Genomic DNA, 22754 nt, shown 5'->3' on the forward strand with positions numbered 1-22754 from the left:
CCGTGCTCCGCTTGCAGGCTAACCGGCGCGGGCGCGCCTTGGGCAACCTGGCTGGGAGGTTTGGACACATCGACCAAGTCGGCGGCGAAAGCAGCCGGCGAAGCACCCATGATCGCAGCGAACAACAGGTCAAGCGTGGAAATTTTTTTCATCTTGTTCAGTCCTCTTGGTTTTTTAGGCCCAAATGCATTGATGATTCTCTATGTCATATTTTATATATCTTGAGTTGAGCTTGCAGACTCTCACCTATGAAATAGGTGTGGATTACATTCTGCGAACTTTTATTTTCAGACAATAGTACAAATGTACTAGTCCATCGAAGTGGGCGCGAAGGTCATCGCAAAATTTGTACAGATACAGTATTCATCTGACACCTGACACGAGGTGCCGTCGTCTGCCGCGCGACTCGGTAGTGCAAATATGGTGCGGAGCTAGTTATTTTTTTGTATCAACAAGTCAATTGCCGACAGCAACATCACCTCATCGGCAGGTCCCTCAAGTTTTAGCGACTTACCCGTTTTGTTGTCTCTAATCAGCACGGTCGGTGTCGCTGAAACCCCGGACTTTATGGCTTCTTCCGTCTGCCGGCTAATGCGTTGAGAAATCTGTTTATTGTTAACAGCACAGTCCATTAGCGCTTGGCGATTGACGTGGCTTATCTCCAGCTGACCATTAAAGCCGAGGCCGTTGCTACGGGTTTGCTCAAAGATCTGATCGACGGCTTGCCAGAATGCCAGCGCGCCACCCAACTCTCCCGCACATTCAACGATTTTGGCTTCGTTTATCGCGGCCGAACCGTGAAAATCCAATGGCAGGTGGTGCCACTGCAAGTTCACGCTCTTCTGCTTCTGGACCCAGGCCTTCAGAGCCGGCGTGTAGGCCTTGCAATAAGGACATTCCAGATCCGCAAACTCTGTCACAGTCCAGCGGGCATTAACCTGCCCGAACGTCCAGGGGCCTGAATGTTGTCGTGTTTGCACCTCGCTTTTGAGGACTGCAAAGCCGACAGTAACCAAAAATAATCCTAGAAATCCCACTGCCCCCATAGACCGAATCATGTGTGGAGCTCGGCCGTAGGCTTCGATGACAAGAGTGCTTGATTACGCAGTGCTTCAAGGAGGGCGTGTTCAGCACTCTCGGGCTGAGGGTGCTGTCGAAGCCAGTTGGCTAACGCCGTTTGAAGCTGGGACTCGATGTCACGACGATCCACCGCACGAACCAAAACCTGTTGCAGTTGCTCTATCAAAACGGGTGCACACACCTCAAGGGTTTGAAGGGCGTCTTCACCTGGTTGTTCAAGCAGCTGGGTCAGACTTTCAATCAGGTTCTGGGTCAGGGAATTCAATGCTCTCATGCTTGGCGCTCCAAGGCCGTGACTTGCTCGGGGAAAGTAATGATGTGAGGTTCGATACCGCGATAGCGGTCTAGCGTTGCAGCAACTTCAATGGCGGCATCGAGCTCGCTGCAGCCTTTGGCTTGCATGATGTCGAAGCGTTGCTTTTTCTCTTCCGGCTCGGTCATTGCGAGGGCCAGGTACAAACTGGGCGGGACCGCCCGGAATAACATTTCCATGCTTTTGGACAACACGACGCCCTCGGTGAATTTGCCGCTTTCTTTACGCGCTGACAGCATCATCGACTTCTGTGCAGGAGTCAGTTCACGAAACCGCGCGATCTTCTCCACCTCATCAGGCGGCATGTTCAAGCACATCCACCATTCGATCATGTTGAGCAGGGCTGAGGCCTCTGGCGGCACGTCGTCAACGTTCTGGGTGGCCATCCAGAACCAGGCGCCGAGCTTTCGCCACATTTTGGTGATCTTGACGGAGTAGGGGGACAGCAATGGCACCTTCAACTGAATGTGGCCTTCATCAGTGAAGAAGATCAGTGGGCGGCCTTTAAACTGGTCTCGCTCTGCAATGTTGTTGACTGTGTTGAGCAGCGAGATATAGGAGATGGCCATCTGCGCGCTGTAGCCCTCGCGCGCGTAGGTGGCTAGATCAACGATGGTAATGTCCGCTTCCGGCCACGGCGTACCTGGACGGTTGAACATGTCGCCTTCGGTGCCCATGCAGAACATGGACAAGGCTTCCGCCATCTCCAAGAATCGTGAGCTTCGGGCGTCTGGAATACCGGGTTCGAGTCCCATTTCTCGCAGCGCTTCACGGATATCTTCGGGCAGAACGATACGTTGTTCCGTCACGCATTTTTTCGCTGCATTCAATATGCATTGGCGGATGGCGCTACGGTCGGCACGAGTAAGGCGGGCGTCCTCTTTTTCTTCACCACCCGTGATCATCAGCCTGGCCGCAATTTCCATCTCGCCCAGGATGTCGCGTTGTTCATCTTCGGTCTGGCTGGCCAGGTGCTCGTCCGAGGCCTCAAGATCATCAGCCTTGAGAATCTTTACGTTCTGGCTGGGCTCAATGAGTTTCACTGCATCTGCGAAGGGGGCCAGGCTGACGCCTGACCCTGGGGCCAGCCGAACACGATTTACCGTCAAGCCCAACTTGCTGGCGAAATCACCGAGCAAGCCAAAGCTGTTGCCGGCCTCTACAATGAACAGGCGCGGTCGATAGATGGCAACGACCTGGCTAAGGATATTCGTCGCACTGGCCGATTTACCCGAGCCGGTGGGGCCGAAGATAAACAGATGAGCGTTCATCTGACGGTCCAGCTTGTTCAGTGGATCGAAGGTGATCGGCGCGCCCCCACGGTTGAAGAGGGTGATGCCTGGATGCCCGGTTCCGGTCGACCGTCCCCAGACGGGGGCTAGGTTCGCAATATGCTGAGCGAACATTAGTTGCGCGTACCACTCCAGTGCTTTGCGCTCGCTGGGATCAAAATTGCCGGGCAGCCATCTAAGGTATGAGTTTAAAGGGGCCACTTCATCACGAGGTTCCACCGGCTCCATGCCGGCGCCCAGTAATGCACTGCTCAATTGCAAGCTACGTTCCTGTAATTGCGCGTCGTCGTTCCCCCGCAGGTAAAATGCTACGCTGCCTCGGTACAACTTGTGCTTGCGGCCGAGTAATTGGCGGGCGGTGGCGACGTCTTCGCGGGTCAGGATCGAGGCCTGGGTGTCACCAACAGCCTTGCGCGAGAGCTGTTCCAGATGCCCTTCAAGGATGTCCTGAGGAGTGATCACGAGGGTGATACAGAGAATGGTGTCCTCTGGCATTTTGTCGAACAGCGCGTTCAGTGCATCACCGCCCTTGCGAGTTTCGCCGGTCAGGTGTCCTGTCTTGGGTGCTTCTCGCAGACGATCGAGCATCACAACGCGGTGGGGCAGTCCGTCGAAGTACCACAGGCCTTTCTCTGTGTCCGACAGCGGTTCGCGGTAACACAGGTTTTGCGAAAAGTCGGTCCCACTGGCTAGCGGTAGCTCGCCTTCCTCCGTTGCCGGCACCTGCTTACAAACTACCTCATAGAACCGGCGGATATCAGCGTCTGCAGGGCCGAGATGGTCAGGCCGTGGATTGAACCAGTGAATCAGCCAGTGACGGATAGCGTGGCCATCCATGCGATGGGTTTTGATGCCGGCGTTAGCCAGCCCGCCTATTAAGCGATCGCAGATGATTTTCAGGTAAGGACCAGGGGCTTGGCCGCGCACGTCCGCTTGAGCACCCTGGGTACGTCGGTACACAACAATGCGAACACGCCGTTGCTGGCCCCTCCAAGGCAACTGGCTGACCTTAGTGTCTTCAAACAGCCCGCCTGGCTTGGAAATAGCTTCCAGGTGCTGCTTCATCAGCTTCAAGTAGAGCTCGGTGAAGTCACTGCCTTGTGCCCGCGGTTGAATGTAGTCGTGTAATAGCTGCAGGTAGTTGTCCCAACTGGTTTCGTCCTGAGCGTACAACTGCACGACCCACGGGGAGGTTTCCAGCTCATCGAAAGAGTCCTGCAGAGCGTTTTCCAGGGCGTCCCGGGCTTTGCGTAACCAATCGGGATCTCGACCTTCGGTTCCAATAGGTGTTAGTTCGAAGAACGCAGCACGTGACGCGCCATCTTCCAACAGCATGGCTTTCTCCCCTGGCAGGTAATCTACCCAGGGCAGAAGGTCCACAAAGGATGGGTTCACGTCATACATCCGATCAACGTCAGCGGTAGTGGCTGGTTTTTTCTTGGGGTTACGCCAATCGCTTGGTGACGGAATGCCCATGGCAGCCAGGCGTGAGAAATAGCGCTCAGTCGCTGCCTCAAAGGACTCAGTCACTGATGCCAGCACGTCGACGTGCTCGGAAGTATTTGATGCGAGATCGGGCTCGATGCGGTCTGAGGTTCGTCGTGTTTTAAACCACTCAAATAATCCCATCAATATGCCTCCGTGCGTTCACCGGGCATGGCGTATTGCACGCGCTGGTACAGTGGGAATACGGTGGTGTACCCCGGAATCGGTGCAGGGTCTGAACCCGCTAAGTGAGGAAAGACATACATGACCAGGTCCGGATTGGGCAGGCGCTTAAACTGGCTGTAAATCTCGTTCTGAGCTGTGCGTGTAAATTTGGCGTTGTCGTCCAGAGCCCCCGCCTGATTAGGCTGCAATGGTCGTCGCAGATCCTGGCGGGCATCGAGCAACTGGCGGCTGCTCGAGTTGCTTGAGCCGCTGGAACCTTGATCCCAAACGTCCATCATTGTGCGGTCCCCATGGGGGAGCAATTCGTCTTTGTTGGTGGAACAGGCCGAGGCGAGTAGGGCGATGGCCAGGTATGCACCTAGTTTTAAGCCATGATTAGTCAAGCGCAGTCGAAACATTACGGGCTCCTGAGCGATAGTTGACCTTGCGGCCATTGAGTTCGTAATCGATGGTCAGCTGTTGGTCCAGGTGCACAGCTATCTTTGCCCCGGGTTGTACATACACCGCTGCGAAAGCTTGCCCGTAGAGTTTGTTGATCCAGCTGGAGACGTCATTGACGCCCTGACCAATGATTTTGCCCATGGCTTCACTGCCCGAGCCGCCGACAGAACCGATGGTCCCGGACTGAGGGTTTATAAAAGAGCCGCTTTTTCCATCTGACTTGATGAGGGAGGCAGCACCTGCGCCGGCGGCGGTAATCAGTACCTGCGAGCCAATGTATTGCGAGGCGTTGCTTTTGCGGTCGCCACTTATACAAGGAATGCCATAGGCATCGCTTATCCAGCCCAGGCCACCCTGAATGGTGGTTTGGTTGCCATTGTTCTGGTTGTTACTATTTTGACTTCCATTCGTTTCTTCCTGAGGTTGTGGCAGCGTGCGCACAGTGCCGTCATTGAAGACGAACGTCAGGCTTTTGATCTGCCCGCGTACGCAAGACAGGGTCCAATCGCCAGACGCTGTTCCGCTGGCCACCGCGCCTGCGACGTCGGGCAAGTCGATGCCATTGGCCGTGAGATTGTCCGGCCCGATCAATACCTTGAACGGGTAAGGGTCGTTTACAGTGCCGTCAATGGGCACCCGGCCGATCAGCGCGGACATGGCCACCGAACCCATCAATGTCGAGTTCTGCGGCAAGGTATAGACCTTACGCACCTGTTTGCGGGCCTCCTGTGGCGAGATTTCATTCGCAACACTTTGAGCGCCCGTGCGCAGTGCATTTTGACCTCGGTCCACGGACTCGCCAAAAGAGGTCGGGAAATTGAAACCGCTTGCCGTTTGATTTGACCCAGCAGCGATGGGCTTGCCGTTGACATCGACCGGCGTTGCGTCCTGCGGCTCTATCCAAACAACGTCCGCGCCAGGTCCGCCTTTGAAGCCTTCACCATCACCTGGCTGAACGCCGAAGCCGATCGGCAAGTCCGCTCCAGATGAACTACCGCTGCCGCTTTTGTTGCTCAGGGTGTTGTATTGCTGCTGCAGCGTATCCAGGATGGTTTGGCTTTGTTGCTGCGACTCTTGTTTCAGCGTTTGCTGGACGTTCTGTAATTTGTTGTCGACGTTTTGGTCTATGGTCTGCAAGCGCTTTTGCAGCTCAATATTCTGTTGTTTCAACTCATCATTGTTCTTCAAAGCATTGGAGACTTGGTCCTTGAGCTGTCGGCTTTCCACTACAATGGTGCGCAGCGTGTCACCGGGAGTATCACCGTCAACACCCAGCTTTTTGGCCTCGTCCGCACTGAGCGCGACCGTTTCTGGTGCCTGAACCTGCTCTACGGCACTGCCGCGACTGAACAATTTAACCATCACGAACATCGCCAAGATCGCGAACGGTATGACCAGGTATTTAACAAGTGGATTACTCTTCACGACGACCTCCCTTCGGATCGATCTGGCTGATGGCTGCCGGCAACAACGATTCGGCTAGACCGTGGCCACGGGTCACTAGGTAGACCGTCGAGGTATCGCTGGCATCACCCTTGGCTCCAAGGTAGGGATGCTGAAAAGTCGCGGTGACAAAGTCACCCATCAGGTCACGCGGATCCAATGTGAGGTTTTGGGCGCTTGTGTTACGTAGTTTCACCGCGGTGACCCAATACTCGTCTAACCGCCACGACCCCAAGGCAGAGGCTTCGACCGGCAATGTCGGCATTAGGGTGGTGAGGTCCAAACCGCGCTTGAGATTGATCTGAGCAATCCCCTCCACGGGTTCAACGGTGCGCAGTGGGGCATAAAGCATCTGGGCGGCATAGCGTGTCATGACCACAGGCAGTGGCGTTTCGCGCCGGGGCGTCGGCGGATCATCCTCGGCGATTTGTGCGCCGGATTGGACCGAGGGGGCGGCAGCTTGGCGGTTTGTAGGTTTGGCGTCGACTTGCCCGTAACGTGTCGCGAGGCTTTCCCCGGCAACTATTTTTGCGGGCTCTGGTGCGGCCTGATTCGGTTTCCCTACCGTTGCGATGATATCCACGAGCATGATCTCACCGGAGTTCATGATCTGCAGCTGTAAGCGAGTCGGTTCAATCGGCTCTTTCGCCAACAGGTAGAGGGCACCACCGGTGCTCTGCACGCGCAGTTTGTCGACGAGATTACGAGGCACACCCACCCGTACGTTTTGGTCCACAAAGACAATACGCTCCTGACCCACGATCAAGGGCAGTGCTATAGGGATACGATCCCAGCGCAAGATTTCGACGGCGTTGGCCAACCCGCAGAAGTGAAGGGCTAAGAGCCCGATGATCAGTAGGCGGCGTGTCATCATTTGCCTCCTGCTCTGGTCGTTTCTGCGGAGACTTCGATGCGTTGTGGATTGCTGCTATAACAGTCCCAGGCCAGGCCGAAAGGGTTTTTTTCGGGATCGACGTCGAATCGGATAATTCTTAACGGATAGCGAGCAAATGCCCGCTTTACGCGCTCCCCACCGTAGTGCTCGTCAGCGGTGATGTCCAGGTTGACGGTCCAGTCATTGATGCTGTGCTGTTCAATATGTTGCTCAGACTTATCGTCGATGCCTCTGCCTGGAATTTCAAATACACCCCGCTCACGTTTGCGCAGTTCACCGCTATTGCGGCGTAGCTCGAAATCTTTCTGCAAATAGGCTTTGCAGCTGGGCGTCAGGTAGCTTTCCAAGCGGGTAATGTTGTCCTCGTAGTCGGTTTCACCGTCAACGGGCCAGCGATTCATCTGCTGAAAAATGTACAGCCCGAAGGCGTATACCGTCTCCGGTGGAATATCCCACCACTTGCGGGTGCTACCTGAACGCAGATCTGGAGGCACATGAACAGTCAGGTCACGCGGTGCGCTCTGCCAGCCATAAGCCATGTACAGACCCAGGGCAACAAGCAGGCCAATGACCATGCGCAGGCTGTTGATGTGGGCCAACTGGGCGTCTACTTTTTTACGGTAAGTCATTGAACCTCCGTTCGATGGCAGGTCCACGCACCTGAACGTGTGATCAGCAGGGCTTTATTCCAGGTCGGAAAAAACCGTGCGATGTTCAATTGCATTTGGCGGTATAGCCATGTATCTGGCCTGCCGCGTTTCCACCGACGCAAGAAACGACTGGCAAGAAACAGCCCAAGGACTGCACAGAGCATGGCTGCGCCTATGATAAGTGCCAAAATCTGGGTCAATATCGCGGCCGGAATTCCGATCAACAGCCCTGCGCCGGTACTTAACGCCAAGGTGGCCCACATTTCGTCAGCGGTAAGGCCGCCCATGATGACTGGCTGATTGTTCAATCGCACTGGAAGGAAAATCAGGGTCCCATCGTCTGAGAGTTCTGTCATGGCCACGGCTCTTTAAAGAATATTTGTAGCCTTGGTGACCAGAAAAATAGCGACACCGAGGATGGCGACGCCAACTGCGGCCGTCGCCCCCAGATCTCCCCATTTCTTCTTGCCAAGTTGAATTTCGTGATAGGTGCCGAAGGCATGCCAAGCAACACCACTGAAAATGACGGCGCAGATAATGAGGCCAAGCAAAGAAAAACCGTCAAAGGCGTAGTTCTGCATGGTTTGCATCAGGTTAGAGCCTTCCCCCCGGGTAGGAGGCTGAGACTGCGGAAGAGCCGCCATGGCCAGTTGGGGGAGCGCAAGCAACCCGATCAGCATGCAGCCCGGTTTTAAGAATGAAGTCATGGTGTATCTCCCATAGGGTCAACTAAGAACAAATGTGGTGAGGATCATGCAAAGCAGTAGGATGCGGACGACCGAGGTCGAGGCAATCGTTCGATCAAGGTTGCCAGTGGCCCATCCTCGGTAGCAGCTCCAGATAGCCCAGGCGCCCCACATAAAGATGATGGCTACAGCGACGCCGACGAAAAACAGGTAGCTCGTCGAGGCAGGGAACCCTCCCGCCGCTTGAAACGCAGCAGCCTGAGCGCCGCTCATGCTCATGGCTTGCGTTCTTCTGTCGTGTATTGGCCTGACAGCTCAACAGGATCACGAGGCTGGGCTCGGGATGGGGTTAGATAGCCCTCCAACCCATGACGAATTCGGGCGATATCACCTGCTAGGCGCTGGTAATCGAAGAAGTAACGCTTGCCAGGTTCGTCGGCCACTTGAGCGCTACGACGTGCGGTGTCCTCCAAGGCATTTAACTGGCGGATCATCACGTCCAAGTTGGCCTGTTCAGAGGCTGAAGCAGCGGCCGCATGAGAGACAGGCAGACTGCATCCGATAAGTACGATGAGACCTGGCAAGGCAATTCGGCGAGTGAGTGCAGTGAGAGGCGGGTACTGGATCACGGCTGGGCTCTAGTCATTCCTGATGCCGTCAGCTTGCCGTGATCAAGCTATGGTCGCCGCAAGAAAACCATATTCAGGACTGTAAGGATTTCTTCTGGCGGTACTAACATCATCAATCACTGTGGATAGGGCGTTTGAAGAACAGCAGATACCCGATGGGCAAGGCGAATCCGTAAGCCCAGCCTTGCGCGTTTTGATTGCCAACCTTGACTTCTCCTTTGACCACGGGCTGGACACTGACCAGCTCCCAGCCTTCGCTGCCTAATTGAGCAAGGCGGTTTTGACGTTCAGAATCTTCCAGAAAACCCTGGGTGTCGGGTTCAGTGGTGGGCTCTTCGGACTTGAACATGAAGAGCTTTTTGGTTCTGACAACGTACTGAAAGGGAGAGAACTCAGTGTGGTATTCAAATTTCTGATGGCCCATGGCGACGTCCTCGATGTGCAGAGCTACCAGGGTTTCAATAATGAGCGCGTGCCAGCAATCTGAAATAGTTTGTTGCTAAGCGAGTGATTTCTGAGGTTTGGCTGGTGAGATCCGATTGCAGCCCGTCGCGAACGGCAGAAATCGGCCAAAAGCTGACATTGCCTGTAGCTGAAGTTGACCGACGATGAACCCGTATTGCAGCATGGAATTGACCTGTGGCAGCGCTGTGCGGCCAATCTGTAACCGCTACCTTCGCACTTAACCGGAAGAAGCTCATGATCATGGTCTTGCCGAAGATCGAACTCAAGGAACTGTCGGTGAAAGCGGAATCAGACGGTTTGACGCTGAGTGATCTTGTTCCCATTTGCGAAAGGTTCGACGTTGCACCGCATGATGTGCTGAACGAACTGTCCGTCGCGGTTGCGGAAGGCTATCTACAAGGATCTCTGCTCTATGACTTTTGCGACGGCGTTATGAACGGGATCATAAATGCCGTGGTTGAATTAGGCATGACTAACGACATGCCTCAGCCCGCTTTCTCGCTTTACCAAGCATTCGATCAAGGTGAATGGTTCCGCAGTAACGACCCACCGGAGACTGACACCAGTGAGAAATACACGAAGCCGGTGGTCGAGGAAATGATGCGTACCCTTGCAGACTAGCTTTCACAGATCGAGAGGTTTTCGCTTTTGTGCTGGGCGGTAGTGGATCGAATTCCTCTTTTGGCCGATTGTGTTGAAAAAGTCGGTACTTCCAGACTGCCCGCGTACTGACTGCTCAAAATGCATTTTTTGCGCACAGCTACGCGAAATCTGAGCCCGAATCCTCTGCACAAAGTAAAGATTTCAATCTCAAGCGCTTACTTTTCTGCCGCGGAAACCATGGCCAACTTTTCCAACAGAATCGGCCGATAGCGGCCTGCCATGGACGCCCCTTCAACCCCGAACATGTTTTCAATGCATTTAACTCCGTCGATGCCGGACTATAAGCACAGAGGAGACAACCGCTCGAAAATTCGAGCAATTGCCTCGAGAGACAGTGGGCGGCCGAAGGGCACGAGTGGGTCTAGAACGCTGACGATGCGCCGAGCAAGACGCAAAGAGGTGAGCCTTTCGGCGCACTGATGCGTAAGCCGACAGAGCAGGCGCAGCGAACGTCAGAATTCCGCCCCTGGCGCATGGCCGAAATACGCCTTATAGGCATGGTTGAAGTTGGCAGGGTTGGCGTAGCCCAGGCGGTGGGCAATCTGTGCCACGTGCCATTTGCGCTGGCGCAGCAGGCTGCGCGCCAGTTCCAGGCGCTGTTTGCGCAGGTAATCGAGCATCGACTGGCCGTACACCCGGCTGAAGGCACGTCTCAGGGTGGTTTCACCCACGCCCAGTTCCCGTGCCAGCGCCAGAGTGCCGGGTGGGTTCATCAGGTTGGCGTCGAGCTTGAAGCGTGCTTCGTGCGCCAGGTCCGAATGGCTGCGCAACGCGGTCTCAGGATTGGCCGGCTGTGGCGCCAGGTGCGTCGCCAGCTCGACCAGCACGGCCAGGCTCAGGCTTTCCTGATTCAGCCGTTCCAGCGTCCCCTGGTAGGGCGAGTGATAAAGGCGCTCGAACAAACGCCCGACGACACGGCAGCCGTGCAGTTCGGAAAAGTGCATGCCATCGTCGAGCAGCCTGGCCAGCGATTGCAGTGACGGGTCTTCTTCAGCCAATTCGCGTAGATAGTCGCCGCCGATGCGCAGTCCGGCCATGCGCGCACGGCTGCCGGCAGGCATCTGGTCCATGGCTTCCATACTTTCACTCAAGCCCAGCACATGCGGCGCGCCGGGCGTGTATTCATTTAGCCAACCGTCAACCCGATGCTGCCATTGCCCACCCAGTACGTGCACGATGCACACGCTGTCTGGCAGCACCTTGTGGATGCGCAACGGGTCGGGGAATTGCAGATCGCAGTCGAAATACTGCAGCTGCGACCGCAGCGTCTGCGCGCGGTAATGGCCGATCGCGCTGCCCATGACCTGCCGCGCGCTGTCATCGAATACACCGGCCTGGTTCAGGGCCTCTGGGTGATCGAAGCAGAAGTGCGTGTCCAGATAGGGGTTTCGGCGGTCCATTGGCAAAGTGTCCGTCAGGGCTGGTGGGCAGCGTTGCATGATATCGACATTGGGCGGCCCGATCATTTGTTGTGCGTCACGGCCTTATTGTTGTGCGTCACGGCCGCACCCCTTGGCAGGCGCCGGAGCGTTGATTTCAATGGTCGCCTTTGAACTGCCGAGGAAACCCTAAATGTTGATGTATCGCAAGTGGGCAGCGCTGCTGTGCCTGGTTCTGGCCGTGATCGCGGGTGGCGCCCAGGCTGAAAACCGCCCGGAAGTCGCGGAAAAAGTGCTGGCCTATGCCGGCGAAGGCGGCGTGAAAGTCTGGACTCTGCGCATCGGTGCGCGCAATGACAATCAGGCGCTGGTGCAGTTGGAGGGTGTGGACCACGACTGGAACATGAAGATCCAGAAGATGACCGTGGAAAAGACCAGTAAGGACACCCGCTATTCCATCACCGTGGACGGCCAAAAATTCGTGGTACTGGTGCTGCAAAAAGGCTGGGGCGAGCTGTACCTGCCTGGCGAATCGCAGGCGCTGAATGTCGGCTATGACGAGTTCCTGTCCAGCCAAGGCAATGCACAGGCGTTTTTGACCGATTATTTGCAGGCCAATTGAGCCATGGGCCGGTTCGTGCGGTGGTCGTGGCCGCTGACGATATTGCTGCTGCCGGTGGTGCTCATGACCTGGGCCAGTGTGCAAAGCGGACGCGTCGATGACGTGCTGCGCGAAGCACAGAATATCGGCGGCGACTACGCCTGGCTCCGCGTGCGTCAGGTGTTGGCAGGGTTGGCCTACTGGCTGGCCCTCGCCGCGTTGGTGGCCGGGCCTGCGACGTGGCTCAAACTGAGGCTGGATGCCTGGCGTGCGCTGAAGTCCAGGGATTTTCTCTACGACCGCCTGTTCCTCTGCTGGCGTGCCTTGGGGCATTGGCTGGCGGCGTACACCGGGCTGTTGATGGGCTCGTTGGCCCTGAGTCTGTTGTATGAGCTGAGCTGGGGCTGGAGCCATTTGAAAGCCGGTGGCTGGCTCATACTGCTGGTGGCGGTGCCGCTGACTGCCGTGCTATGGGCGGGCTGCCTGTTGATCGGGCGTCTGCGCCAGCAATGGCATGCGCTGGATAGCCCGTCCTCGGCGTTCCTGGGGCACCGGATGGGGCGTGACAAAGCCCCGGCCTTGTGGACATGGATTGAGCAACTGGCCACAGCCACCGGTGCGCCGGTGCCCGAACATATAGTGGTGGGCATCGACCAATCGTTTTTCGTCACCAGCGTTGATGTAGCCCTGCAACCGGCCGGCGACTTGCTCCGCGGGCGCACCCTTTACCTGCCGCTGACCTACCTCTCGACCCTGAGCCAGGCCGAGACCGAGTCGATCATCGGTCATGAGTTGGGCCATTTCTGTAGCCGTGACACCGAGCGGGGCAGCGAGATCGGTGCGCATTTCAGCCTGATGTGCCTGCACTTTGCGTTTATCCGTGCCGAGGATGCCGACCCGGCCTGGATCGAGCGCCCGGCGATCTGGATGACGCAACGTTTCCTGCATTACTTTCAACTGGCGGTGCATCACTGGGGCCGCGCTCAGGAATTGGCCGCGGATAGGGTGGGCGGCAACATCGGCGGCAAGCGCCTGTTCTGCCAGGCGCTGTTGCGGGTGATCGCGCTGGACGCTGAAATCAACACGCTGCTCGCCGAGCGCCACTCCAACCTAATCCAGGCCCTGGCCGACCACCTTCGACACACGCCGCTGCGTCTGAACCACGCGGCGCTGAACCACGCCATCGCGCACCCGTTCGATACACACCCGCCGACGGCACTCCGCCTCCAGCAACTGGGCGTAACCCTGGATGACGCGCTGCTGGCCGAGGCCACCCGTGTACCCACCGAACACGACCGACACTGGTTCAGCCAGCTCACCCATACGGCGTCGTCGGCTGCCACGCAGCCCGTATCACCGCCGATACCAACCGTCCAAAGAGGATGACCCATGACCCAACCTTCCGATCCGCTGTCGGATCTCGCCGGCGCACTCAGCCAGGAATACGCCGACTCCCGCGACGCCCAGCGCGAGCGTGCGATCGCCGAACTTGAGCAAGTTATCCAGCGTGTACCCGAGCAGACCGAATTCACCAACTCGCGCCGCTACAAGGTGCGCAGCCCGCTGTTTTTGCTGGTTGCCCTGGGCTTGCTGGGGTACGCCCTGAATAGCGGGGCCACCAGCCTGGCCGTGTGTGCTGCGGTGATGGCGGTGGTGTTTGCATTGATCACCTGGCAGCACCGCAACGCCGGGCAACACGTGTTTATGCGTTTGACCCGCCGCCAGCTGTTTGCGGACACCCTGAGCGCACCCGTGGATCTGCTGGACATTGTCGACGTCTCCATCAATGACGAAGGCTGGCTGACGGAGCAGAAACTGATGTTGCGTGCCGATGCGCCCCTGCCTGTTCATCGCTCCGCGCGACAGATATTCGGCAACCAGGCCATGGCCCTCAAAAAGCCCCAGCCGCAGATCCGCATCCTGTCTGCCGGCCTGGTGCATGAAGGCATCACCCTGGATTGCGACCAGATTGCACACATCCTCAACAGCTATTGCCAAGCCGCGCACGCACAGCGACATCTTGATGCGCTGCGCCAGGGCACTCGGCGCGATTCCTGAGCGGTTGTATGGTAGAGCCGGGTTATGGTTGTTGCGTGAAATCAGGGTCTGCCCCTAATGCCAGTCAGTTAAGGCTTTTTGTAGGAGCGAGGGGGCGCCTAGCTCTTGCTCGCGAAAAACTCACAGGCACCGCGTTCATTCAGGAAACACGCGTTATCGTTGACGTTTTTCGCGAGCAAGCTCGCTCCTACAGAGGGCGATGTTCGCTTAACTGACTGGGATTAGGGGCTGCCCCCATTTTTGCTTGCCGATTGTTCAATACGGCGATTCTGTTGTGACTGGCGGCCATGCAATAGGTATGAGCAAATAATTCTGTCCTAATAGGCTTTACTTGTTCAAAGGCGTCTGTCTGATGATACGAAGCACTTTCATATTCCTTATGGCTGCAGGCATTGGCTGCGTCCACGCTGCCGAGAAGGTGCCGTTGGCGCGCGAAATCAAAGACTGGATTATCGGCTGCGATAACACACGAACATGCACTGCCATAAGTGCCGTACAGCAGCGTGACGACACTGGCTTTTCAACGTTCAGCGTACGAATCACACGTGAAGCCGGCCCGCAGGGCGCCTTGCATGTCGGGGTGTTCAGCTACACAAAACCACGCGGCCAGCCAACACTGGATGACAAACCACTCAAGTCTCAATTTGAGCCTGGCGAACTGAAAGAAGGCGATACACCCGAGGTGTTTGCGCTGAACGGTAAGTCAGCCCAAGCCCTGATCACAGAATTGCGCAACGGGAACTACCTGGTACTGCCGTTCAAGGAGGGTAAATCGTACGCATCGCTAAGCGGGATGAGTGCGGCGCTGCTGCTGATGGACTCGGTTCAGGGTCGGGTCGGCACGCAGGACGCACTGATCTCCAAGGGGCCGGCGCCCGCTGGCAGCGTGCCGCAAGCCTCTGTCGCTCCAATAGCGCCAAGTTGGCAGGCACCTGCCGCGCTGACTCCGGACAAAGCAAAAGAGATCACGGATGCCGTGTTGGTTGCCACGCGCGAGGCATGGCAAGAAGATCTGAATGAAGGTGTCGCGCCAAAAGCCAAAGCGTACGCCTTGGGTTCAGATCAAGCGCTAGTGATCATCGAAACCGGCTGTGGGGCCTACAACTGTTTCTACACTATTTACCAATCGCCCCTGGACCACCCAGAGCAGGCGCGTGCAGCGCTGATCGCCGAAGTGCCAAACCTGCCGGAAAGAGAGCCCCAGGGCTTCGTAGAGTTTGATCCGGCCACGGGTGAACTTAGCAGTCAGGTAAGGGCGATGAGTATGGGCAATTGTGGCACTGCGCTGCGCTGGCGTTACGATGGAAACGGTTTCACGCTGACGCATGCGGCTGAAATGATCCCATGCATGGGGCTGGATCAGGTGTATTGGCCTGTGTTGTGGCGTACCCAGGCAAGCCGAAACTGATACTGTCGAATAACCGTTAAAGAAGCCGGTTTGCCGGCGAAGGCACCGCTACCTTCCGGCTGCGAGATACACCGGGCATCATCAAGGAAGCGAACGAGCGCGCTGAAGACTAGGGGGACCTTTGTTTCTAGGCGATTAATCGTGTGCTTACATACACGCCATGCGGTGGCCGCGTAGGTCAAGGAGGCAATAATGAGAACTTTGGTAGTCGGGGCGAGCAAGGGGTTGGGCAGAGCTCTAATTGACGGATTGGGCGAGCATGGGGACACCTTGATAGGTGTCTCTCGCACCCGCCCCACAAACCTTACACATAACGCCGGTGTCGTTATGCGTTGGGTAGAAGCAGACCTTGGTGAACCCGTAAAGGCTGCTCAAATAATCGAGCAGGCCGTGGTGGATGACGGGCTTGATACGCTGATCTACAACTTAGGAATATGGGAAGAGTTTGCCTTTAATCCCGCATACAACTTCCTGGCAGACAACGACGACCAAGTGGAAGCTATTGTCAGTTGCAATATCACTTCGACCATTATGCTGATAAAACGGCTGCTCCCAGTTCTGCTCAGAAGCGCTAACCCAAGAATCATATTGACTGGTTCAACTTCTGGCTTGCCGCAAAGTGGTAGATCAGAAGTCACTTTTGGAGCCTCGAAGTTTGCGTTGCGGGGTATCGCCGATGCATTGCGCGAAGGTTACAGACAGCAACGCCTGGGCGTGACCTGTTTGAACTTAGGCGATCTAAATACCGAAGACCCAATGAGCACTCCGAGGGGGCTTGCCGAGCAACGTGGTGAAGGCTACTTGATTCCTGTACATGACGTCGTACAGGTAGTTCGCATGACCTTGAGCCTATCTTCAGCAAGCTTCGTCAAGGAGCTCACCTTGCCCGCGATATTCAATGAGCGCTTCTGATGATCGGCCAGTCCCTTAGCCATATGATGCCAAAAAACTAAGCTCGGCTTACGTTTCTATTGAAGCTTACACTGTCACGCCAAACTTTAAACAAACTATTGGCAGAACGGTGTTTGGATAAGTTTGGACGTCATCAATGACCTCGATGCGTCCAAACAGTAACCCGCGGGCAGCAGCCTTCGACCCAGAGCGGCCACTCACTAATTTAAATCGTAAGCAAGCCTAAGGTTTCTCAGCAAGCCATAATGTCCAACGGTCCATTTCCTTGATCGGCTTATCAGTATCGACACGGGCACCAATGAATGAGATCAAGTGGGTCAATTCTTCATCATCAAGTTCGTGCAAGATAGATCGGCCGGTACGATTGCGCAGGTCAGATTCCAAGTCTTCAAAATTCTCGTAGGTCTTTCTGATTTCCCAGAGCTGGGTAGCCTGTGGATTTTCAAACCCGACCTTCAATAAGGCGCTTACAACTCGATCATCAGTAGGCCTTCGGCTGGCTTCAATTTCCTGTAGTCGAGGAAAGCATTCAAAAAAATACCCGCGAATGTGCACAGGCGACCCAGCAACGTGCGCGTCATCAGGCGTGCGGTCCTGAATGAGCAACTTCCCGCCAGGGGCAAGCACGCGAAAAGCTTCGGAAAAACAAGCGTCGTAGTCTTTGAGGTGGTGAATAAGTGCACGCTCGAAAACAATATCCATGCTTTCATTCGCCAAGTGTGTGTTCTCAGCGGCGCCCACTTGGAAGGAAACTCCAGGCTGCCCTGCTGATTTTTCCCGAGCGGCGGCGACCATCTCGGCGGAAAAATCGACGCCAGTAACCTCGCTAGCTCCCAGCTTGCTCCAGGCGATGGAGTAGATCCCGCCTCCGCATCCGATATCCGCCACGCGTTTACCTGATGGGGCGAGCATGGAATTAATAGCCGTTGCCCATCCGCTGTCGGCGTCTCGGGCGGCGTAGGTATACCTGTTGTTACTGGAGTGGAAGTCGATACTCATAACAGACCCTGCAAATTATTGCGACTACAAGATGGTATGGACGCTCATATGTAATGTAAAATATATCAAAAATATCATAAGCATATATAAAAGGTATTATCGTCATGGAGCTTCGTCATTTGCGCTACTTCGTTGTGGTCGCCGAAGAAGAACATATGACTCGTGCAGCGCAGCGCCTCAATATTCAGCAGCCGCCACTCAGCTCACAAATTCGGGATTTGGAGCGCGAAATGGAGGTGCAACTGTTCGACCGCACCCCTCGCAGCATTCGTCTCAATGCAGCGGGCCATGTGTTCTTAAAGGAAGCTCGAGAGCTGCTGACCAACGTAGATCGGGCGGTCACGCGGGCACAGCAGGCTGCTCGCGGCGAGTATGGACGGATCGCCGTTGGATATACGAGCTCTGCATCCTTGCACCCAAAAGTTCCTCAGCTGATACGGGCATTTAACACGAGATATCCAACGGTCGCGCTTGATACTCACGAAGATACAACGCGGGATTTACTTGACGCGATGTTGGAGGAGTCGCTGGATGCTGTGTTTGTAAGATCAACAACTCTGCGATATCCCATGCTGAAATCGGTTGTACTGTGTCAAGAGCCCATGGTTGTCGCGTTGCCGATCGGACATCATCTGGCGCAGGAATCCGGTCCCATTGGTTTGTCAGCTTTGAGAGCAGAAGGCATTGTTCTTTATCGGCGGGCTAGTGGACCAGGCATCCAGGACGTGCTTTTTGCTGCCTTTTTAGAGGCCGGGTTCACGCCGCACATCGTAGCCGATGTACCAAGATTGCTTTCCGCAGTCACGCTGGTTGCAGCGGGCAAGGGGATCACTATCGTGCCTGAAACCTTGAGATCGTTGCATCGAGAAAGTGTGAAATATCGAGATCTTGATACTCAATCCAGCTACACGGTTCCTCTCACACTGGTATATCGACATGCGCCAGAGGACTCACCGCTATATCGGTTTGTTCAGATGGCTCACGAGGATGGCGACCAGTAATCTGGCTTTAATGAACCGCCCCTGATTTTGTAGAGAATTGAACGACTGCTTCTGGCCCAGAGTGTGTAAAAACGCCTTCGCGAACTCTTGCTATGATTTCTGAGGATTTCATCGCAGGGATCGCCCATGAAGCGCTTTATCCAAGGTGAACATCGAGGCCAAGGCACCTTACTTCCCGAGAGCCTCGACGACTACGTCAGCGATACCAATCCGGTGCGGGTAGTCGACGTCTTTGTCGACGAACTCGACCTGGTCAGTCTGGGTTTTGAGGGTGCTATTCCTGCTGACACAGGCCGGCCGGCTTACCACCCCGCGATCCTGCTGAAGATCTATATCTACGGTTATCTCAACCGCATCCAGTCGAGCCGACGTTTGGAGCGAGAAGCCCAACGCAACGTCGAGCTGATGTGGCTGACCGGGCGTTTGATGCCGGATTTCAAGACCATCGCCAACTTCCGAAAAGACAACAGCAAGGCCATTCAAGGCGTCTGTCGCCAGTTCGTTGTGCTGTGTCAGCAGTTGGGACTGTTCGGAGAAAATCTGGTCGCCATCGATGGCAGTAAATTCAAAGCAGTCAACAACCGCGACCGCAATTTCACCAGCGCCAAATTGAAGCGGCGAATGGAAGAAATTGAATCGAGCATCAAGCGTTACCTGGCTGCACTCGATGCTGCCGATCGGCAAGAACCCACAGCTTCCGAGCCTAGCGCCGTGCGGCTGGAAGAGAAAATCGCCAAGCTCAAAACTCAAATGAAGGAGCTTCAAGCGATCGAAATCCAGCTCAATGAATCGCCGGATAAACAGGTCTCACTGACCGATCCAGACGCCCGCTCCATGAAGACGCGTGGCACGGGAATCGTCGGCTACAACGTGCAGACAGCGGTCGATACTCAGCACCATTTGATCGTTGCACATGAGGTGACCAACGTCGGTTCCGACCGCGATCAACTCAGCTCAATGGCCAAGCAGGCCCGCGAGGCTATGGCGTCAGAAACGTTGTCGGTAGTGGCTGATCGAGGTTACTTCAAAAGCGAACAAATCCTGGCTTGTCACGCTGCCGGCATCACCGCCTATGTGCCCAAGCCGATGACCTCTGGAGCCAAGGCAGACGGGCGTTTCAATAACGATGCCTTCCTCTATGACGCGGCAAAAAACGAATACATTTGCCCGGCTGGAGAGGCGCTGATCTGGCGCTATACCAACGTTGAAAAAGGCCTGACGTTGCACCGTTACTGGAGTTCGAAATGCCAGGGCTGCGCGTTGAAGTCGCAATGCACTCCGAGCACGGAACGACGGGTTCGACGCTGGGAGCATGAAGCCGTATTGGAGGAGATGCAGCTTCGGCTGAGCAAAGCGCCGGAGATGATGCGAGTCCGAAAGCGGACGGTTGAGCATCCCTTCGGGACGCTCAAACAATGGATGGGTGCGACGCACTTCCTGACGCGAAAGCTGGCCGGGGTGGGCGCGGAGATGAGTTTAAATGTGCTCGCCTACAACATGAAACGAGTCATGAAACTCATCGGTGCTCACGGTTTGATGAAGGCGCTATCGGCATAAAAAAGCTGATTTTGGCCCATCCCAGAGGCTATAAACAGAGTTGACGTGTTCCAGGTCGCGGCTGATGCAATACGCAGTATTTGCCATGCGCTCGTTCAGCCACGAACGTCAATGATCCAAGACGACGAGGCCTTGAGCGTTTTTACACACTCTGGGCCGAATGCTGCCCGTCACCAGCGGCAGAAATCGGCCCAGAGTGTGTAAAAACACTTCGCCAAAATTGAAGTGCGCGCGCCTACGTTAAATCTGAAATTTATCGGCACGTCAGCAGATGTGGATTTCGCGCAGATGCGCGATTTCCAGTCCCGTGGTGAGTACCTGACGTGCTCGAAAACGTTTTTACACAGCCTCGGCCAAAAGCGGTCGCGTGCCAACCTGCAGCCTTCGCTCTGCAAGCAAGAAGCCCGTCCTCCGCTTACTCCGCAAATGAAACACACCACCCCAGCGCTCCTGATCGCCACCAGGCGCCCACAGGATTTATCTGCAAGTTTGTCGTGAGCCTACGTCGAAGCTGCTGTGAGCTACTCGATCAAGGAATAGTGCTCGGTTGAACGCAATGTAAGCAATGGGATTGGCTGACGGTAGTTCGCAAACTGTAAAAGATGCCGTCATTGACTTCGAGGGCGGTCAGGCACGAAGGTGGCCAATTGCACGGCGTGTGCCTGAGCCATCGAGCCTGCTCATCGTTAAGAGATTAGGCGATTCACAACTGCTTTCAGCTCTTTTAGGGCAAAGGGCTTCAGCAGGAGTTCGATCTGGTCGCTCTTTAGTGCGATCGCCGGGACAGCGTTTTCTACGAAGCCGGAAATGAAAAGGACTTTGAGCGTCGGACGTTTGTCGAGCGCCACCATCGCTAATTCATCGCCACTCATACTGCCCGGCAGACCGATATCCGTGATCAGTAACGCTGCCTCTGCTTGTGCTTCCAGCTCCCGAAGTGCTTGTGCAGCGGTTCCAGCCTTGGTCACTTGATAGCCGACTTCTTCCAGCGCTTCACTAATAAGGTCACGAATAACGACCTCGTCATCGACCACGATTATTCTGGCGTTATCTGCCTGGAAATCGTGTTCAATACTACTAGGTACGCTGACGTCAACAGTAGCGGCCTGACTATGATGCAATGGCAGGAGAAGGCTCACCGTAGTCCCTACCCCCATTACTGACTCGATCCAGGCTTCACCTGATGATTGCTGGGCAAAGCCATAGACCATCGAGAGGCCTAGGCCGGTTCCAGAGCCTAGGGGTTTGGTGGTGAAAAATGGGTCGAAAGCGCGCTCAAGCACGCTTTGTGGCATACCCACCCCGTTGTCAGATATCCGGAAAAGTGCGTATTGCCCTGCATTCAGCGCTGTAACGCCATCCACGGTATCAACGCGGGTTTGGCTAATTTCGATCTGCAGCCGACCTCCATGAGGCATAGCGTCGCGTGCATTTATGCAAAGGTTCAGTATGGCATTTTCCAATTGGTGGCCGTCACATAAGCACAGCAAAGTTTCTTCTGGCGCCACTAGCTCCAGTTCGATCCGCGGCGTGAGGCTCCTGCTGATGAGCTCCCTCATTTCTTGAGCTAACAACGCCAGGTCGACCACTGAGGTCGCAAGTGGTTGACGTCGAGCATAGGCCAGCAGCCGGTGGGTCAGAGACGCTGCTCGGGCAGAAGCATTTCGTGCGAGCCCTAAGTACAGTGGTAGATCCTCTTGCTTGCCCTGGGCGATACGTCGGTCGAGCATGTCCAAGCTGCCAGTGATCACGGTCAGCAGGTTATTGAAGTCATGGGCCAGTCCACCTGTTAGCTGGCCCACTGCTTCCATCTTCTGGCTCTGCTGCAACTGCGAGCTCACTTGTTCGAGCGCTTCTTGTCGTTCCTTGTATAGAGTAATGTCCCGCGCGACCGCAAAATACAGCCCCTGTCGACGTGTTATTCGCCAGTTCAGGTGGAGCGGTTTGCCATTCGCCCGAAAGCCCAGGGTATCGAGCTCTGCGATAGCCTCTGTGCCCAAGGTGCGTAGAGTATCCGACAGCTGTGAGGGGGAGATGAAGCTGAAAAATGCACCGCCCTTGAGTTCCTGATCTGTAAACCCAGTTTCGGAATGCCAGGCCGGATTCATCGCCACGACGTCCCCGCCCTCGGACAGCGTACAGATCAGATCAGGGGATACGTTCCAGATACCATCTCGCTCCAATGTACGACGCTCGACCTCATGCTCCAGGCGATCGTTGACATCGTAGAGGGCGCTCAAGGTTCTTCGGAACAAAGCGCAAACAAAAGCCATTCCAAAAGTCACGAGGGTGAAACTCGCGCTACTGGCCCAGGCGGCAAAACCATCATTGAATCCAATCTCACCAATGAAGAAATATTGTGCGGTGAGCACTGCCAGCACGCAGCCCAGGACCGACGATCCAACGCCGAAGAAGAAACCGATGAACATCAGCCCCGGTATGAAAAACAGGTACGGTAGTGCTGTGAATGGAAGCTGAGCGCGCACGGCGGCACAAAGCGCAATCACCATGACGGTACCCGCGTAGCTAACCGGAGGGCTTGGCTGATTTCGCGCTAATCGGCGTACCAACTCGAGACAGCGAGAGAGAATACTGATCAAATGTTGCTCCT

The 22754-nt window shown here is 55.6% G+C and carries 23 protein-coding genes; 8 read left to right on the forward strand and 15 right to left on the reverse strand.

From position 1 onward, the window contains the following. Positions 1-431: 431 nt before the first annotated feature. The 12 genes from BLV67_RS00775 to BLV67_RS00830 all read right to left on the reverse strand — a co-directional run bounded on the left by BLV67_RS00775 (position 432) and on the right by BLV67_RS00830 (position 9524). Positions 432-1058: a DsbA family protein gene (locus BLV67_RS00775; protein WP_069785975.1), complete on the reverse strand. Its 627-nt coding sequence runs from the start codon at positions 1056-1058 to the stop codon at positions 432-434. Next, positions 1055-1354, reverse strand: coding sequence for a hypothetical protein (locus tag BLV67_RS00780; protein WP_069785976.1), 300 nt, complete (start codon positions 1352-1354; stop codon positions 1055-1057). Before BLV67_RS00780 ends, BLV67_RS00775 begins: the two co-directional genes overlap by 4 nt. Beyond that, complete coding sequence (locus BLV67_RS00785) at positions 1351-4314, reverse strand: conjugative transfer ATPase (protein WP_069785977.1); 2964 nt, start codon at positions 4312-4314, stop codon at positions 1351-1353. Before BLV67_RS00785 ends, BLV67_RS00780 begins: the two co-directional genes overlap by 4 nt. Beyond that, positions 4314-4754 (reverse strand): TIGR03751 family conjugal transfer lipoprotein, encoded by a 441-nt coding sequence (locus BLV67_RS00790; RefSeq protein ID WP_069785978.1) that lies wholly within the window; start codon positions 4752-4754, stop codon positions 4314-4316. Before BLV67_RS00790 ends, BLV67_RS00785 begins: the two co-directional genes overlap by 1 nt. Continuing rightward, positions 4732-6222, reverse strand: coding sequence for a TIGR03752 family integrating conjugative element protein (locus BLV67_RS00795; RefSeq protein WP_069785979.1), 1491 nt, complete (start codon positions 6220-6222; stop codon positions 4732-4734). Before BLV67_RS00795 ends, BLV67_RS00790 begins: the two co-directional genes overlap by 23 nt. Continuing rightward, positions 6212-7111 carry a TIGR03749 family integrating conjugative element protein gene (locus BLV67_RS00800; RefSeq protein ID WP_069785980.1) on the reverse strand — a complete coding sequence of 300 codons (900 nt, stop codon included), beginning with the start codon at positions 7109-7111 and terminating at the stop codon, positions 6212-6214. The genes BLV67_RS00795 and BLV67_RS00800 overlap by 11 nt, the downstream gene beginning before the upstream one ends. Then, entirely contained in the window at positions 7111-7764 is a 654-nt protein-coding gene (locus tag BLV67_RS00805) for a PFL_4703 family integrating conjugative element protein (protein WP_069785981.1), read from the reverse strand. The genes BLV67_RS00800 and BLV67_RS00805 overlap by 1 nt, the downstream gene beginning before the upstream one ends. Beyond that, a complete protein-coding gene (locus BLV67_RS00810) occupies positions 7761-8141 on the reverse strand; it encodes a TIGR03750 family conjugal transfer protein (RefSeq protein WP_069785982.1) in 381 nt (126 codons plus the stop codon). Before BLV67_RS00810 ends, BLV67_RS00805 begins: the two co-directional genes overlap by 4 nt. 12 nt (positions 8142-8153) lie before the next feature. Then, positions 8154-8492, reverse strand: coding sequence for a TIGR03745 family integrating conjugative element membrane protein (locus BLV67_RS00815; RefSeq protein WP_069785983.1), 339 nt, complete (start codon positions 8490-8492; stop codon positions 8154-8156). An 18-nt stretch (positions 8493-8510) separates the two neighbouring features. Next, positions 8511-8750, reverse strand: coding sequence for a TIGR03758 family integrating conjugative element protein (locus BLV67_RS00820; protein WP_032877922.1), 240 nt, complete (start codon positions 8748-8750; stop codon positions 8511-8513). Beyond that, entirely contained in the window at positions 8747-9061 is a 315-nt protein-coding gene (locus BLV67_RS00825; protein WP_244160693.1) for an integrative conjugative element protein, RAQPRD family, read from the reverse strand. The genes BLV67_RS00820 and BLV67_RS00825 overlap by 4 nt, the downstream gene beginning before the upstream one ends. Positions 9062-9212: 151 nt before the next feature. Continuing rightward, on the reverse strand, positions 9213-9524 hold the full coding sequence (locus BLV67_RS00830) for a hypothetical protein (protein ID WP_069785984.1): 312 nt from the start codon (positions 9522-9524) through the stop codon (positions 9213-9215). A 275-nt stretch (positions 9525-9799) separates the two neighbouring features. Here BLV67_RS00830 and BLV67_RS00835 point away from each other — a divergent pair, with 275 nt between their 5' ends. Then, positions 9800-10186 carry a hypothetical protein gene (locus BLV67_RS00835; RefSeq protein WP_141722683.1) on the forward strand — a complete coding sequence of 129 codons (387 nt, stop codon included), beginning with the start codon at positions 9800-9802 and terminating at the stop codon, positions 10184-10186. A gap of 494 nt (positions 10187-10680) precedes the next feature. On the opposite strand, the gene BLV67_RS00840 is transcribed toward BLV67_RS00835, so the two are convergent. After that, complete coding sequence (locus BLV67_RS00840) at positions 10681-11628, reverse strand: helix-turn-helix transcriptional regulator (protein ID WP_069785986.1); 948 nt, start codon at positions 11626-11628, stop codon at positions 10681-10683. 172 nt (positions 11629-11800) lie between these two features. Between BLV67_RS00840 and BLV67_RS00845 the strand changes: the two genes are divergently transcribed. The 5 genes from BLV67_RS00845 to BLV67_RS00865 all read left to right on the forward strand — a co-directional run bounded on the left by BLV67_RS00845 (position 11801) and on the right by BLV67_RS00865 (position 16586). Beyond that, positions 11801-12229 carry a hypothetical protein gene (locus BLV67_RS00845; RefSeq protein WP_069785987.1) on the forward strand — a complete coding sequence of 143 codons (429 nt, stop codon included), beginning with the start codon at positions 11801-11803 and terminating at the stop codon, positions 12227-12229. A 15-nt stretch (positions 12230-12244) separates the two neighbouring features. Continuing rightward, complete coding sequence (locus BLV67_RS00850; RefSeq protein WP_244160685.1) at positions 12245-13594, forward strand: M48 family metallopeptidase; 1350 nt, start codon at positions 12245-12247, stop codon at positions 13592-13594. Positions 13595-13597: 3 nt separating this feature from the next. Beyond that, positions 13598-14266, forward strand: coding sequence for a hypothetical protein (locus BLV67_RS00855; protein WP_069785989.1), 669 nt, complete (start codon positions 13598-13600; stop codon positions 14264-14266). A gap of 352 nt (positions 14267-14618) precedes the next feature. Beyond that, positions 14619-15674, forward strand: coding sequence for a DUF1176 domain-containing protein (locus BLV67_RS00860; protein ID WP_069785990.1), 1056 nt, complete (start codon positions 14619-14621; stop codon positions 15672-15674). 192 nt (positions 15675-15866) lie between these two features. Then, the gene (locus tag BLV67_RS00865; RefSeq protein ID WP_069785991.1) at positions 15867-16586 is read left to right on the forward strand and encodes an SDR family NAD(P)-dependent oxidoreductase; all 720 of its coding nucleotides are present in this window, start codon (positions 15867-15869) and stop codon (positions 16584-16586) included. A 222-nt stretch (positions 16587-16808) separates the two neighbouring features. On the opposite strand, the gene BLV67_RS00870 is transcribed toward BLV67_RS00865, so the two are convergent. Next, the gene (locus BLV67_RS00870; RefSeq protein ID WP_069785992.1) at positions 16809-17585 is read right to left on the reverse strand and encodes a class I SAM-dependent methyltransferase; all 777 of its coding nucleotides are present in this window, start codon (positions 17583-17585) and stop codon (positions 16809-16811) included. Positions 17586-17689: 104 nt separating this feature from the next. On the opposite strand from BLV67_RS00870, the gene BLV67_RS00875 reads away from it, so the two are divergent. Together BLV67_RS00875 and BLV67_RS00880 are read left to right on the forward strand one after the other, a co-directional pair. Further along, entirely contained in the window at positions 17690-18586 is an 897-nt protein-coding gene (locus BLV67_RS00875; RefSeq protein ID WP_069785993.1) for a LysR family transcriptional regulator, read from the forward strand. Between the two features lie 126 nt (positions 18587-18712). Further along, positions 18713-20143 (forward strand): IS1182 family transposase, encoded by a 1431-nt coding sequence (locus BLV67_RS00880; RefSeq protein WP_069785994.1) that lies wholly within the window; start codon positions 18713-18715, stop codon positions 20141-20143. Positions 20144-20829: 686 nt separating this feature from the next. On the opposite strand, the gene BLV67_RS00885 is transcribed toward BLV67_RS00880, so the two are convergent. Further along, a complete protein-coding gene (locus tag BLV67_RS00885; RefSeq protein WP_069785995.1) occupies positions 20830-22743 on the reverse strand; it encodes an ATP-binding protein in 1914 nt (637 codons plus the stop codon). Between the last annotated feature and the right edge of the window lie 11 nt (positions 22744-22754).

Source organism: Pseudomonas salomonii (assembly GCF_900107155.1).
Taxonomy (GTDB): Bacteria; Pseudomonadota; Gammaproteobacteria; order Pseudomonadales; family Pseudomonadaceae; genus Aquipseudomonas; species Aquipseudomonas salomonii.